13 protein-coding genes are annotated in these 14,230 nt (G+C 62.3%); 8 read left to right on the top strand and 5 right to left on the bottom strand.

What is annotated here, in order from left to right:
* The first annotated feature begins 17 nt into the window (after window positions 1–17).
* Complete coding sequence (locus U5O12_RS08700) at window positions 18–566, top strand: lipocalin family protein (protein WP_322578252.1); 549 nt, start codon at window positions 18–20, stop codon at window positions 564–566.
* A gap of 2 nt (window positions 567–568) precedes the next feature.
* Complete coding sequence (locus U5O12_RS08695) at window positions 569–919, top strand: single-stranded DNA-binding protein (RefSeq protein ID WP_322578251.1); 351 nt, start codon at window positions 569–571, stop codon at window positions 917–919.
* Here U5O12_RS08695 and U5O12_RS08690 read toward each other — a convergent pair.
* Window positions 909–1,124, bottom strand: coding sequence for a hypothetical protein (locus U5O12_RS08690; protein ID WP_322578250.1), 216 nt, complete (start codon window positions 1,122–1,124; stop codon window positions 909–911). The two genes, U5O12_RS08695 and U5O12_RS08690, sit on opposite strands and share 11 nt — an antisense overlap.
* A 555-nt stretch (window positions 1,125–1,679) precedes the next feature.
* On the opposite strand from U5O12_RS08690, the gene U5O12_RS08685 reads away from it, so the two are divergent.
* Together U5O12_RS08685 and U5O12_RS08680 are read left to right on the top strand one after the other, a co-directional pair.
* Window positions 1,680–2,423, top strand: coding sequence for a hypothetical protein (locus tag U5O12_RS08685; protein ID WP_322578249.1), 744 nt, complete (start codon window positions 1,680–1,682; stop codon window positions 2,421–2,423).
* A 222-nt stretch (window positions 2,424–2,645) separates the two neighbouring features.
* The gene (locus U5O12_RS08680; protein WP_322576666.1) at window positions 2,646–4,091 is read left to right on the top strand and encodes an IS1182 family transposase; all 1,446 of its coding nucleotides are present in this window, start codon (window positions 2,646–2,648) and stop codon (window positions 4,089–4,091) included.
* 187 nt (window positions 4,092–4,278) lie between these two features.
* Here the strand turns inward: U5O12_RS08680 and dinG are convergent, their stop codons facing one another.
* Window positions 4,279–6,438 (bottom strand): ATP-dependent DNA helicase DinG, encoded by a 2,160-nt coding sequence (gene dinG / locus U5O12_RS08675; RefSeq protein ID WP_416221468.1) that lies wholly within the window; start codon window positions 6,436–6,438, stop codon window positions 4,279–4,281.
* A gap of 128 nt (window positions 6,439–6,566) precedes the next feature.
* Between dinG and U5O12_RS08670 the strand changes: the two genes are divergently transcribed.
* Genes U5O12_RS08670 through U5O12_RS08660 form a run of 3 tightly spaced genes read left to right on the top strand, consistent with a single transcriptional unit; the run spans window position 6,567 to window position 10,515 of the window.
* On the top strand, window positions 6,567–7,718 hold the full coding sequence (locus tag U5O12_RS08670; RefSeq protein WP_322578248.1) for a transglutaminase domain-containing protein: 1,152 nt from the start codon (window positions 6,567–6,569) through the stop codon (window positions 7,716–7,718).
* Between the two features lie 30 nt (window positions 7,719–7,748).
* Window positions 7,749–9,491 (top strand): aminodeoxychorismate synthase component I, encoded by a 1,743-nt coding sequence (gene pabB, locus U5O12_RS08665; RefSeq protein ID WP_322578247.1) that lies wholly within the window; start codon window positions 7,749–7,751, stop codon window positions 9,489–9,491.
* Complete coding sequence (locus tag U5O12_RS08660; RefSeq protein ID WP_322578246.1) at window positions 9,469–10,515, top strand: TIGR03790 family protein; 1,047 nt, start codon at window positions 9,469–9,471, stop codon at window positions 10,513–10,515. The genes pabB and U5O12_RS08660 overlap by 23 nt, the downstream gene beginning before the upstream one ends.
* A gap of 54 nt (window positions 10,516–10,569) precedes the next feature.
* Here the strand turns inward: U5O12_RS08660 and U5O12_RS08655 are convergent, their stop codons facing one another.
* Window positions 10,570–11,103, bottom strand: a complete 534-nt coding sequence (locus U5O12_RS08655) for a PEP-CTERM sorting domain-containing protein (protein ID WP_322578245.1) — start codon at window positions 11,101–11,103, stop codon at window positions 10,570–10,572.
* A 191-nt stretch (window positions 11,104–11,294) separates the two neighbouring features.
* Between U5O12_RS08655 and U5O12_RS08650 the strand changes: the two genes are divergently transcribed.
* Complete coding sequence (locus tag U5O12_RS08650) at window positions 11,295–12,350, top strand: rhomboid family intramembrane serine protease (RefSeq protein ID WP_322578244.1); 1,056 nt, start codon at window positions 11,295–11,297, stop codon at window positions 12,348–12,350.
* 75 nt (window positions 12,351–12,425) lie between these two features.
* Here U5O12_RS08650 and U5O12_RS08645 read toward each other — a convergent pair whose 3' ends face one another.
* Both U5O12_RS08645 and trmB read right to left on the bottom strand, forming a co-directional pair.
* The gene (locus tag U5O12_RS08645; protein WP_322578243.1) at window positions 12,426–13,340 is read right to left on the bottom strand and encodes a pseudouridine synthase; all 915 of its coding nucleotides are present in this window, start codon (window positions 13,338–13,340) and stop codon (window positions 12,426–12,428) included.
* Between the two features lie 10 nt (window positions 13,341–13,350).
* Entirely contained in the window at window positions 13,351–14,142 is a 792-nt protein-coding gene (gene trmB, locus U5O12_RS08640) for a tRNA (guanosine(46)-N7)-methyltransferase TrmB (RefSeq protein ID WP_416221470.1), read from the bottom strand.
* Between the last annotated feature and the right edge of the window lie 88 nt (window positions 14,143–14,230).

Below are 14,230 nucleotides of genomic sequence, written 5' to 3'. Positions count from 1 at the left end.
ACATGCATACTGAATCCATGAAACAACACTTTCTCCTGTGGGCACTTGCTGCCACCCTCGCCAGCGGCGCTGCAGTGGCCCAAACGGCTCAGCCGCCCTTGCAACCCATTGCATCGCTGGATGTGGCGCGCTACGTGGGCACCTGGTATGAAATTGCCAAATACCCCAACAGCTTCCAGAAGAAATGTGCCCGCAACACGCGTGCCGACTACCAGGCCCAGCCGGACGGAACCTTGCAGGTGCGCAACCGCTGTGTCATGGCCGATGGCCAAACCACCGAAGCGTTGGGCGCCGCCCGCCAGATAGGCCCTGCGGACTCCCCCAAACTGCAAGTGCGTTTTGCGCCCGCGTGGCTGTCGTTCTTGCCCATGGTGTGGGGCAACTACTGGGTCATCGACCTGGACCCACAGTACCAACTGGTCGCCGTGAGCGAGCCAGAGCGCGACTACCTGTGGGTGCTCTCACGCACCCCCAAGGTGGAGCCCGCCGCCTACCAGGCCTTGTTGGCTCGCCTGGCCCAGAGCGGTTTTGACATGACACGTTTGGAACTGAGCCCGCAGGAGTGAGCATGATTGACGGATTGATTGCCGGCCACCTGGTCGGTCTGGCCGAAACCCGCCAAGGCAAAAACGGCAGCACGTTTGCGCTAGCCAAGGTCAAAGCTATGGCGGGCGATGGAGAGAGCCTGATCGTCAACGTGATTACGTTCGCAGCAGAAGCCAGCGCTGCACTGATGGCATTGGACGATGGCGATGCGGTGGCACTGGCCGGCGCACTGACGCCCAAGGTGTGGACCGACAAACAAGGCAACACCCGCCCTGCGCTGGACATGGTGGCCACCCAAGTGCTCACCACCTACCACGTGGCGCGCAAGCAGCACGCTCTGGGTGGATTGGCCGAGGCGCCCCTCAGTCCTTGAGCTCCACCCCCAGCGCCTGCAGTTTCTTGGCATACGAATCCCGGCGCTTGGCCGCCTTGGTGGCGGTGTCGGTAGCCGCCTGAATCGCCTTGGGCCCTTTGTTGGCTGCTGCCTTGATCAAGCCAAACTTGTGCGCAGCCTCGGCCTCAGCACGGCGGTAGGTGGCGATGAGATCGGCGTGGGCGTTGGAGGGGGATGGGTTCACAAGTACCTTCTGGGTGAGAGTGGCATTTTCTCCGGTCGCTTGCGGTTTGACGCTGATTTCTGCAAAGGGCCAGGAGTAGACATCCGACTTTTGAGTCCAAAGCGAACATTGATTCACTCGAATGGGGGATATTCGTGGCCCCCTTGTAAGCCTAAACTACATGCATGCTGATAGCTATGCCTAACCCTTCCAACGAGCGGACGCCTTACGGCGACGCTAATGTTCAACGTTAGGCCTCTGTTCAATGTCTATGCTGCAACGATTGCTAAGCACAGTCCGAGGAAGGCAAGCGGCACGCAATTCTGGGCCGGAAGCGGTTCCCAGTGGGCGAGATGGAATATCCACAAACTATGAGGCTCACATCGATGTCGACTTCAACGAGTTTCTGTCCGGGTTGCCGTCCAATTTTGCCGCAACAGTCATCGTTCACGAGCCACCGCCATCGGTAGGGGTAATTGCAACTACAACAGTTCCATCATCTATTTTCACAGCCTCAACGAGCCTCTCGTTCTTGACAGAGTTCTACTTCGACGATGGCTCAATCGCAAACTTAACTTGGACGACTACCAGTTCAAACGTGCACGAGAATATTGTTCGTTCGGTTTTCGGTTTGCCGAGACGTATCACAGGTGCACAAACCACTCTTCTTCAACCAACGGCCTAACATGGCGCTCAACCTCGCTCCTTTTAGTCGCTGGACGTTGCGCGACAAAACCGCGCAGCGCCGGTTTGCTCTACTACAAGGGCTTCCCCACATTTGTCAAACACTTTCCCACCGTGGTTGAATCGCGCAAGCGATTCGTTGACTTCGAGGACCCGATAACACGACTTCTTGATGGCGTAAAAGGGATAAACAAGTCGCTCGAACCGGGTAGCCTCTTTGCCATAGCGGAAAACATCCACCTTCGCTTGCCCGTTGAGCAGACATACAAGTCGTACTGCGACGCCGCCAGCGAGTTATACAAGATCGTCGGGCCTGACAATCTTTCACAATCAACACTGAAGAATCTTCTGATAGAAGACTTCGGCGCGGAGCATGATGACCTGAAGCACGCCGAGTCGGGACGACCACTGAGTAGTCTGCAACTCCTTGCCCTTCTGGAAGAGAAGCTTAAGGCTGCTGGGCGACTTACCAAACTGCTTCGACCGCTGTCGCAACTTCGGGTGGCAGCAGACCATAAAGTGTTGGGGGTAGAAACCGAAATGCGGAGCTACTCGAGGGATTTCGCAGAGATGTGCAATCAGCTCGCCGAGTCACTTGAAGAACTCGCGAAGCTACTTGCGGCGCTGCCCAGGTGACGCCTAACCCAGCGTTCGAGCCGACGCGCTCCGGTAAGCCGGGTTTGGCCTCCATTTCATTTTTGCTCAAACCCGGCCTGCCTCCGCGCGCGGTTCAACGCAAACGTTGAACGTCCGCTTTCCTGGTACGTGACCGCCCGCTATGGGTCGAGGCTGTGTGAAAACCCTTTGAATCTGGCGCAGTGTTTGCTATGACCTATCAAGCTGTTTGGAGGTTTGAGTATGTCCAGATTCATTGTGGGAGAAGACAGGCATCAAGTGACTTTGTTGCCAGAGTGCCTGGACGACTTCATCACTGAAGACAACACGGTCCGGGTGGTCGATGCCTTCGTCAGTGAGCTGGACATGAACGCTCTGGGCTTTGAAGGTGCCAATCCAGCTGCAACGGGACGTCCGGCCTATCATCCTGCTGTCATGTTGAAGCTCTACCTCTATGGGTATCTCAACCGTATTCAATCCAGTCGGCGCTTGGAGCGTGAATGCCAGCGCAACGTGGAGCTCATGTGGCTCACAGGCAGGCTTGCCCCAGACTTCAAAACCATTGCAGACTTTCGCCGTGCCAACAGCACTGGCATCCGCAACGTATGCCGTCGCTTCGTCATGCTGTGCCGCGACCTCAAACTCTTCAGCCAGGCAGTAGTAGCCATCGATGGCAGCAAGTTCAAGGCAGTTAACTCGCGTGATTGCAACTTCACCACCGGAAAGATCGACAAGCGCCAGGAGCAGATTGAAGAAAGCATCCAACGCTATCTGAGTGCACTGGAGACCGCCGATCGCACACAGACTGTTGAGCTTGAAGCCAAGACTTTGCGTTTGACAGACAAAATTGCACGGTTGCGCCAGCAAATGCGTGAGCTCGACGCAATCAAAGAACAGCTCAAGACGCAGCCCGACGGTCAAATATCTAGGACCGATCCCGATGCACGGTCCATGGCCACCAGTGGCAAGGGATCGGGTATGGTGGCCTACAACGTACAGGTGGCTGTGGACGCCAAACACCATCTGATCGTCGCGCATGAAGTCACCAATGCGGGTAGTGATAGAGCCCAACTCAGTCCCATGGCGCAAGCTGCGCGTGAAGCTATGGGTAAGAAGAGGTTGCGCGCAATCGCAGACCGTGGCTACTTTAGTGGTCCGCAAATCAAGGCATGTGCCGATGCAGGTATTGATGCAGTCCTTCCCAAGCCCACGACATCGAACGCCAAGGCCGAAGGTCGCTTCGACAAGGCAGACTTCATCTACATCAAGAAAGATGACGAATACGAGTGTCCTGCCGGACAACGGGCGAAGTTCAGAATGGCCAGAGATGAGCGCGGAATGATGACTCGCCGCTACTGGAGCAGCGCCTGCCCCCAATGCCCATTGAAGTCGCAATGCACACCCAGCGGCAATCGGCGAATCTCCCGCTGGGAACATGAGGATGTGTTGGAGGCTGTGCAACGTCGCCTTGATCGTTCTCCTGACTCCATGACCGTCAGACGACGAACCGTTGAGCATGTGTTCGGCACGCTCAAGAGCTGGATGGGCTACACGCACTTCCTCACCAAGCGGCTGCCCAACGTCAGCGCAGAGATGGGCTTGAATGTACTGGCGTACAACTTCAAGCGTGTGTTGAGTATCTTGGGCTTTGAGGGAATGATGAAGGCGATGAAACTGGCAGGGGCATGAGTCCTTTGTTGGAGTTTGCTGCTTCATATGGGGCCCCAGGAGCGCCATAAGACCGCTCAAGCGGCATCGGTACGGTGTTCATCGCGCAAACCTGTTGGGTTAACGCAAAGCAGCTCCTTCCTGGACGCCAACATGAGTTTCCACACAGCCTCGGTCGTTTTCGGCCCGCCAACCTCGCCGCAGCAAGTCAATCGCTGACCACCCGCGTCCCCAGCTTATACGCCGGCAATCCCGCCAACATGCGCTTGCCATAACTCGTATGGGTCAGCCGCTTGTCGTAGCAGATCACCTGCGCCCGGTCTTCCTCGGTGCGGATGGCGCGACCGGTCCATTGCAGCAACTTCACACCGGTGGCTGGGATCACCAGTTCGTTGAACGGGTCGCGGCCCACGCTGCGTAGCCATTCGGCGCGCGCTTCGTCCACCGGGTCGCTGGGGGGGGCAAACGGCAGCTTGGCGATGAACACGGTTTCGCACAGCGCGCCAGGCAAGTCCAAGCCTTCACCAAAGCTTTGCAGCCCAAACAACACCGAAGGCATGCCGCTTTCCACGCGCTCGGCGTGCGCTGCCAGCAGGCGCGTGCGGGACTGCGTGCCTTGCACCAGCACCATGTCCATCAAATGGCCGGGCAGGGCGTCGGTGGCGGCGCGCATTTGGGCGCGGCTGGTGAAAAGCACCAGCGCGCCACGTTTTACGCCCTCAATGTCTTCCATCAGCGCGCGCACCATTTCGGCGGTGTACGCGTCGGCCTGCTTGGGGTCGGCGCGCGTGTGCACCACGGTCAGGCTGCCCTGGGCGGCGTAGTTGAAAGGGCTTGCCACTTCCAACGCTGTCACGTAGGGCTTGTTGGACAGGCCAGCTTCTTTCAAAAAGTAGTCAAAGCTGCCGCAACTCGTGAGGGATGCGCTGGTGACGATGGCTCCACGCACCTGGCTCCACAAGAACTGGCGCAGCAGGTCGCCCGGCACGATGGGGCATGCGTGCGCGGTCATGGTCAGGTAGCCGTTTTCGCTCTCGGCCTGCAGCCACTTGGCCAGCGGTTGTTCGCCATGCTCCAGCAGCAGCTGCGCGGTACTGACCAAACTGCCAAGGCGTGGCGCAATACCACCTAACTGCGCATAGAGCTGGGCGCACAGCACGGCTTGCGACGGATCGTCCTTGGCAATGGCTTTCACGTCCACACCCAGCGCTTCCAACGCTTTGGACAGGCCATTGGCCTGCGCGTGGATCTGCGTCACCGGCTCGTGCAGGGCCTCGGGCAGCACGCCCATGGCAAAGCGCAGCGTGCCGTCGTTGCCTTCGCCACGCGCGTTCTGGCCGGTGTGGGCCCACACCAGGTCCATGGCCATACGGGCCAGCGTGGTCAGCGCACCCTTGAGCTGGCTGGTCACCGTCTGCACGTCTTCGCCCACATGCAGGGCCAGCTTGCCGGCTACCTCATTCATGGCCTTGGGCAGCTTGTCCAGCCAGCGCAGGTTGCTCAGGTCCATGGCGTTGGAAAACTGGTCCAGCGCCACCGCGGGCAGGTGGTGGCCTTCGTCAAACACCACCAGGCAGTTGTCCAGGTCGGGCAGGGTCTTCATGCCCAGGCTGGCCAGCACCAGGTCATGGTTGGCAACGATGACATTGGCCTCGGCCAGCTTGGTGCGCGCGTTGTAGTAGCTGCACTCCTTGTAGCGTGGGCAGTGGCGCGCCGTGCAGGTGTGGCGCTCGGCGGCGACGACCGACCAGTCACGCGGGTCGGGCGTGTCGGGCAGGTTGTCGCGGTCGCCGTCCCAGCTGGCCACCGCCAGCTTGTGGGCCATGCTTTCGTAGAGGGACTGGCGGCGTTCCTCGATGGCCTCTTGCGATAAGGCACTCACCTTGGGCTGCGGTAGGTCGTCGTCAAACATGTCGTCTTCGGCCGCGCCGCTGCCTACCAAGCGCTCCAGCTTTACCTTGCACACATAGCGCCCGCGGCCCTTGGCCAGCGCGTAGGCAAAGGGCTGGTCCATGCTGCGCGCCAGGGCGGGCAGGTCCTTGGTCATCAGCTGCTCTTGCAAGGCCACGGTGGCGGTGCTGATGATCACGCGCGTCTTGCGCTCCAGCGCCATGGCAATGGCAGTGCTGGCATAGGCTGCGCTTTTGCCCACGCCGGTGCCGGCCTGGATGACGGCAATGGCCTTGGTAGGGGTAGGGTGCTCGCCAATGTCTGCCTGGGCCAGCGTGGCGGCCACCGTCTCGGCCATCTGGTGCTGGCCGGGGCGGCGGCGAAAGCCGGACGTACTGCCCACCACCCGCTCAAATGCATGCAGGGCGTGCTGGGCCAGGGCGGCGCTGGCAGGTGGCAGGGAAGAAAAGTCGGACAAACGGAAGGACCTTGGGCGCGGGGGAGGGCTGAATATACAGGCAGCAGGGATAATCGGGCCTGCGCCACCCCGGGGTACTTTGTGTTACGCCGTACGCGCCGCCTGTTCATCCACCCGGAGATCTCTGTATGACCCCCGTTACCTCTTCTGCCCCCGTGGCTGCCCGCGTGGCTTCGCGCCGTAAATTTATGGCCAATTCGGCTATAGCCCTCGTAGGTACTGCGCTACCTGCTATCAATTTTGCACAATCGGCCAGCACCCCCGAGCGCCAGTTCAGCCCCAAGCCGGGTGCCTGGCGCACCTTTGAAGTCACCACCCGCGTAGACATTGCCAAACCCCAGGGCGCCACGCGCCTGTGGCTGCCGATTCCCTCGGTCAACAGCGACTGGCAAAAGTCACTGGAGAGCAGCTACCAGACCAATGGCACAGCCCGCATGGAAGACGACAACACCTACGGCGCACGTATGTTGTTCGTCGAGTTTGCGGCCGATCAGGCCAAGCCCTTTGTGGAGCTGACCAGCCGCATCCAGACGCAAAACCGCGCGCAGGACTGGACCCAAAAGTCTGCCCCCACCGAAGACGCCGCCAGCCTCAAGTACTGGACCCAGCCCACCGACCTGCTGCCCACCGACGGCATTGTGCGCACCACAGCGCTGGAAGCCACCCGTGGCGCCAAGACCGATGTGGAGAAGGTGCAGAAGTTGTACGACTGGATCGTCACCAATACCTTCCGCGAGCCCAAGGTGCGCGGCTGCGGCGAAGGCGACATCAAGACCATGCTGGAGACCAACAACCTGGGCGGCAAGTGTGCCGACCTGAACGCGCTGTTTGTGGGCCTATGCCGCGCCGTGGGTGTGCCTGCGCGCGATGTGTATGGCCTGCGCGTGGCGCCCAGTGCCTTTGGTTACCGCGAGCTGGGCGGCAACTCCGCCAGCCTCAAAGGCGCACAGCACTGCCGTGCCGAGGTTTATCTCAAGGGCCACGGTTGGGTGGGCATGGACCCGGCCGATGTGGCCAAGGTCATGCGCCAGGAAACCCCCGAGTGGATCAAGTCCGCCAGCAACCCGCTGGTGGCCCCGGTCAACAAGGGTCTGTTTGGCGGCTGGGAAGGCAACTGGATGGCCTACAACGTGGCGCACGATGTGACGCTGCCCCAGTCCACCGGCCCCAAGCTGGGCTTCTTTATGTACCCCGCCGCCGAGACGGCTGCGGGCCGCTTGGACTCGTACGCGCCGGACGACTTCAAGTACCAAATTAGCGCCAGGGAAATTGCGGCCTGAAGCGCCTGACCACTGGCCCACACTCTGCCTATGCCCCAGCCCCATGCCCTGATTGATTTTGGTATTCCGCTCAATGCCGGTGCAGCCCCGCTGCGGCTGGCGTTTGGGCCGCCCGATCAGGTGTTGGTTGCGCATGCGGTGGACGAGGTGGCCGCCGTGCTGGCGCAGGTGGATGCGCTGAGCCGCCAGGGGTGCTGGTGTGTGGGCTATGTGCGATACGAGGCGGCGCCTGCGTTTGATGCCGCGCTGCAGGTGCATGCGGCCGATGGGCCATTGGTATGGTTTGGGGTGCATACGCAGCCCTTGCTGCAAGCCACCGCAGAAAGCACCCCCGAGCCCACTGTCATCTGGGATGGCGGTGTGGAGCGCGCAGTGTTTGACCAAAACATGGCCGAGATCCACCGCGCCATTGCCGCTGGTGAGCTTTACCAGGTCAACTACACGGCGCCACTGCAGGCTGGGTTTGCGGGTAGTGCGCTGGCGTACTTTGGGGCACTGCGCCGTGCCCAGCCACGGGCCTACAGCGTATTTATCGATGCGGGTGTGGAGCAGGTGCTGTCGGTCTCGCCCGAATTGTTTTTTGACTGGGATGGCGCGCGGATTGTGAGTCGCCCCATGAAGGGCACGGCCGCGCGCGGTGCCACGCCGGTGGAGGACGCCGCCAACGCCGCGAACCTGCGCAACACCCCCAAAGAGCGTGCCGAGAACGTCATGATCGTGGACCTGATCCGCAACGACCTCTCGCGCATTGCCCAGCCGCACAGCGTGAAAGTGCCGCGCCTGTTTCATCTGGAGGCGTTGCCCACCGTGTGGCAAATGACCTCGGACGTGGAAGCGAGCACGCGCCCCGGTACCACGCTGCTGGATGTATTCACAGCGCTGTTTCCTTGCGGCTCCATCACCGGCGCGCCCAAGGTGCAAGCCATGCGCATGATCAAAACCCTGGAGCCCGAAGCGCGCGGCGTTTACTGCGGCGCCGTGGGCGTGGTGCGGCCCGGTGGACATGCCACCTTCAATGTGGCGATTCGCACCGTCACCGTGCAGGGCGACACCGCGCGCTGTGGCATTGGCAGTGGCATTACCTTTGATGCACAGGCCGAAGGCGAGTGGAACGAATGGCGCAGCAAACGCATGTTTCTGGAACGCGCCAGCCAGCCCTTTGCGCTGCTGGAAACGCTGGCGCTGCACGACGGCGTGTTGCCGCACGTCGATCTGCACCTGGACCGCATGGCCACAGCAGCCCAGCACTTCGGCACACAGTGGGACCGCGCCCGCGCGCTGCAGGCTCTGCAGACCCTGGCGGCAGCGCACCCCCAGGGCGCGTACCGCGTGCGTCTGCTGTTGCCCGCCAACGGGCACTTTCAGGCCCAAGCCTTTGCGCTGGCGGACACGCCACAGCCCGTGCGCCTGCAGCTGGCGAAGGCGCCGATTGCCGAGGCGCACAGCGAGTTTGTGCGCTTTAAGACCACACGCCGCGCCCACTACGACGCCTTCACACCCGACGATGCGGCAGTGTTTGATACCGTGCTGTTCAACGCGCAAGGCGAGCTGACCGAGTGCACCCGCGGCAACATTGCCGTGCTGCTGGACGGCCGTTGGGTGACGCCACCGCTGGCGTGTGGCCTGCTGCCCGGCATAGGCCGCGCGGTGCATCTGCAAAGCGGCCGCCTGACCGAGGCCGTGGTGCGGGTGGAAGACCTGCAGCGTGCCCTAGGGCTGGCGTTTATCAATAGTTTGCGAGGGTGGCTGGATGCCGAGTTGCTGGCCACGTAAGGCGCTGGGTGCGCTGCTGATTTGGCTCAGTGCAGGTGTAGGCGCGCAGGTCGCGGTTCACAACCCCAAGCGCTTGGTAGCAGCCGACATGGGGGTCGTCATCAATCTGGCCGATCCCTACTCGGTGCAAGTGGGCGACTACTACGCGCGCCAGCGGGGCCTGGATGCGAGCCTCGTGCTGTATGTGGACATACCCGTGAAACCCGTGCTCAGCGCAGCGGAGTTTGAGCCTTTGCAGGCGCAACTGAAAACGGCGTTGGGTGGCAAGGTCCGCGCCTTGGCACTTGCGTGGGCCCAGCCCTATGCGGTGGAGTGCAATGGCATTACCGCCGCCGTGACCCTGGGCTTTGCCCCGGAGGTGTGCAGCAATACCTGTGCACCCAGTAAACCCTCGCCCTTGTTCAACCGGATACTCACCCAAGCCCACACGGAAGAAGGCTTGCGCCCCTCCATGCTGCTGGCCGCCCGCAGCCTGGAGAGTGCCAAGGCGCTGATTGACCGCGGCGTTGCTGCAGACCAGCAACTGGGCAAGCGCGGTGTGCCGCTGGCCCACGCCGTGTTTGTGTCCACCCCCGACAAGGCACGCAACGTGCGCGCGCCACTGTTTCCCGCCGCGGCCGCTGTGCCCGCGCTGGGCGTGCAGATTGACCGCGTGGACAGCAACCAAGCTGAGCCGCTGCCACGTGTGGTGCTCTACCAAACCGGCAGCGTGCGCGAGGAGCAGATGGCGCGTATCGCATGGGTGCCCGGAGCGCTGGCAGACCACCTGACCTCGTTTGGTGGGCAGCTGCTCAACAGCCAGGGTCAGATGAGCGTGCTGGACTGGCTGGAGGCTGGTGCCACTGCGAGCTACGGCACAGTGAGCGAACCTTGCAACCACCTGCAGAAGTTTCCACATCCAGCCCTGCTGCTGGCCCACTACGCGCAGGGCGCCAGTGCGTTGGAGGCCTACTGGCGCAGCGTAGCCTGGCCCGCTCAAGGCGTGTTTGTAGGCGAACCGCTGGCGGCGCCGTTTGGCCGCTGAGCAAATTAAAAAGGGAGCCAAAGGCTCCCTTTTTCGACTGCAAAGCAGAAGTTTTCAGGCGCGGGCAGCCAGTTTGTGGCGGCGAACTGCAGCACCCAAAAATCCGAGGCCCACCAACATCAAGGCGTAAGTCTCTGGTTCGGGCACAGCCGCAGTCAGGAAGACATAGTTGGTGCTGGAAAAGCCGTCGGTGATGTAGGCAGAGTAGGCAGAGTTGGTACATGCTGTACCGGCGGTGGCGCAACCGTTGTAACCCAGCCCCGTGTTGTCCAGCTTGTAATTGCTTGCGTATTGGCGTCCGGCGTGATCTCCCCAGCCGTCATACCAAGCCATGTTGTTGATGCTTTGGCGATCTGTGGAAACTGCGTACTGGTTGGCGCTGCCGCCAAAAATCAATGCCGCTGCATCCAGGCCTGAAAACACGGCAGGGTTGGTTTCCCATCGGGGCGCAGTAAGGCTGGTGGTGGTGCCATTGGCAAACGTAATAGTGTTGCCGTTGGTCGTGAATGATCCAACGTAGGTTTGCGCGCTGGCCAGCGTCGCGGCGAGGCCCAGTACGGCGCCGAGAATGATTTTGTGCAGTTTCATGTGTCTCCCTAAGGTTAGTTAAAGCGGGAGGACTGTAGATCAGCCTTTTTGAGCAACCAATGGTCCAATCGGACTAGCCTTCGCTGCATGCGGGCCCATTTTCCAAGCGTGTACGTGTGTAATAGCCCATTTCCTCTCCCGGCAATTTTGTGTCACCACCTGTAACAACACATTCCAGTCTGCTAGATCTGATGCGCGCCCCGGCGTCTGCCGCGCCGGTGCTGTGCGTGGTCATCGCGCTCAATGTGGCGGTGTTCTTGGCCATGCTGCTGGCAGGTGCTGGCTGGTGGCATGCGGCGCAAGGTGTGCCGCTGGCTTGGGGCGCTAACTTTGGGCCCGCCACACAAGACGGGCAGTGGTGGCGTTTGATTACTGCCATGTTTGTGCACTTTGGGGTGATGCACCTGGCGCTGAACATGTGGGCGCTGTGGGATGTGGGCCGCCTGATGGAGGGCCTGCTGGGCCGTTGGCGCTTTGCGGCGCTGTACCTGGGCAGCGGTGTGCTGGGCAACGGCGTGTCGCTGGTGGTGCAGGGTAACCAGGCGGTGTCGGGTGGGGCGTCTGGCGCGGTGTTTAGCCTGTATGGCGCCTTGCTGGTGTTCTTGTGGCGTGAGCGGCGGCAGGTGGACCGGTCTGAGTTCCGCTGGTTGTTTGGTGGAGCGCTGGTGTTTACCGCTTTGATGCTGGGGCTGGGTCTGGTGCTGCCCGGCATTGACAACGCGGCCCACGCGGGTGGCCTGCTGGCCGGCGCGCTGCTGGGTGGCCTGCTGGCCCAGCCGTGGACAGCCCAGAGCCCGCCCGTGCGCACTTGGCGGCGCGTCAGTGCCGCAGGTTTGGTGGCACTGGGGGTGGTGCTGTGGCGTACCTTGCCTGCGCCGCCCTACCTGATGGGCGAAGAACTCAAGGCGCGGGCCGGCATTGCCCAGTTTCTGCAAGATGATCAGCGTATCAGCCAACGCTGGGGTAGCTTGGTGCAGAGTGGCCAGCAGGGTGGCCAAAGTTTTGAACAACTGGCGGGGCGCATTGACGCAGAAGTGGCGGCGGTTTACGAACGCAGCTTCGACCAGCTGGCCGCCGCCACCCCAGCCGGCCAGGCACCATCGGCCGCAACCCTGGAGGCCTTGCAGGCCTATGCCGTGCAGCGTGCCGAGGCGGCCCGCGCCCAGTCAGAGGGGCTGCGCCGGGGCGATGCCACCGCGCTGCAGCCCGCCCAGCCCGCCGCATCAGCCCCGGCGAGCGCACCTTAGCCCGCTTGGGGCGCAATATTGCTATTGAATTAGGAGCTGCTCGCGCAGTATCCACGGCCTAAATGGCCATTTTCTTTATAAATTCTGGAGTGCCAGCAGGTTGCGCTCGCTGGCAAAGCTGCGGGCTTCGCCCGTGATCGGGTCGGTGAAGGCAATTTGCTGCGCCAGCAGCTGCAGCGGGCGGCGGTAGTCGGTGGCGTCTTCGGGGGTCAGGGTGGGGTAAATGCCGTCAAACAGCAGCGGCAGGCCCAGTGCGGCCATGTGCACGCGCAGCTGGTGGCGCTGGCCGGTCAGGGGGCGCAGCTGGTAGCGGGCCCAGGCGCCGTGGGTCTCCAGCACGTCGATGTCGGTGATCGCGTTCACGGGGCCCGGCACCTCGGCCTGCTGCATGAAGTGGGCGCCTTGGCCAATGCGGCTCTCGCGGTGAAGAGGCCAGGGCAGGGCGGGGTTGCTGGGGGCAATGCACTGGTAGGTTTTGTCCACCACCCGATCCCGAAACAGCGCCTGGTAGGCATTGCGCGTGGCGGGGTTGACCGAAAACAGCACCAGCCCGGCCGTATCACGGTCAATGCGGTGGATGGGCGAGAGGGCGTCGAGTCCCAGCTGCGCCTTGAGCCGCACCAGCAAAGTCTCTTGCACGTATTTGCCCGAGGGAATGACTGGCAGAAAGTGCGGTTTGTCCACCACCAGCAGGTGTTCGTCTTGCCACAGTACCGTGGCCTCGAAGGGAATGCGCGGCTCAGCGGGCACGCCGCGGTAGTAGTAGAGGCGCCGCCCCGGCGTGGGCGCGTCGTGGGCGCTGGCGGCGTGGCCCTCGGCGTCCACCACCTCACCCGCGTCCAGGCGGGCCTGCCAGTCTGCTGCGGGCACGGAGGGGAAGCGCTCCAGCAAAAAATCCAGCAGCGTGGGCCACGGCCCGGCGGGCAGCACCACACAGCTGGGGCTCACCCCATGGCGCGCGGGCGGGGCGTTGGGCCGGGGGCGGGCCATGCCAGCGGGTTTAGACGCGCTCGAACACCACGTCCCACACGCCGTGGCCGAGCTTGATACCGCGGTTCTCAAACTTGGTGAGCGGGCGGTAGTGCGGCTTGGGTGCGTAGCCGGCCAGCTCGGGGTGGTCAGGCAGGGCGCGGTTCTTGAGCTTGGGCTCGGCGCTCAGCACTTCCAGAATCTGCTCGGCGTAGGGTTGCCAGTCGGTGGCGGCGTGCAGGTAGCCCCCCACCTTCAGGCGCGCGGCGAGCTTGGCCACCAGCGGGCTCTGGATCAGGCGGCGCTTGTTGTGCTTGGTCTTGTGCCAGGGGTCGGGGAAAAAGATGTGCACGCCGTCCAGGCTGCCCATTGGCAGCATGTGGTCAATGACTTCCACCGCGTCGTGGTTGCAGATGCGGATGTTGGGAATGTGGTGCTCGCCAATGCGCTTGAGCAGCGCGCCCACACCGGCCTCATGCACCTCGCAGCACAAGAAATTGGTGCCCGGCAACGTCAGCGCAATTTGCGCCGTGGCCTCGCCCATGCCAAAACCAATCTCCAGCACCACCGGGCGCTGGGCTGCAGTATTTGCATCATTTTGGCCACTAGCCCCCGCCACACCTGCGAAAGCAGCTTCGAAATTGATAGCGCCTGGCTGGTAAGGCAGCAAGAACTTGGGCCCCAACTCCTCCCGAGCCTTGATCTGCCCGCTGCCCATGCGGCCCGCGCGCTTCACAAAGCTTTTCACGGTGCGCATGAAGGGCTTGGCGCCTTCTTCGGCAGGGTTCTGGGGCGGGGTGGTGTCGGGCGTGGAGGTAGTCATGGTCAGCAGTCGCGGCAAAAAGGCCAGGGCCTGCATTGTAGGCAGGGGCGATGGGCGGGCGGTTTTGGGGCCGGGAAGGGCGGGTTGG

Origin of the sequence: Rhodoferax sp., from assembly GCF_034519335.1 — a bacterium.
GTDB lineage: Bacteria > Pseudomonadota > Gammaproteobacteria > Burkholderiales > Burkholderiaceae_C > Allorhodoferax.
Note: the sequence above shows the minus strand (reverse complement) of the source record. Positions and strands in the feature narration are given on the sequence as shown.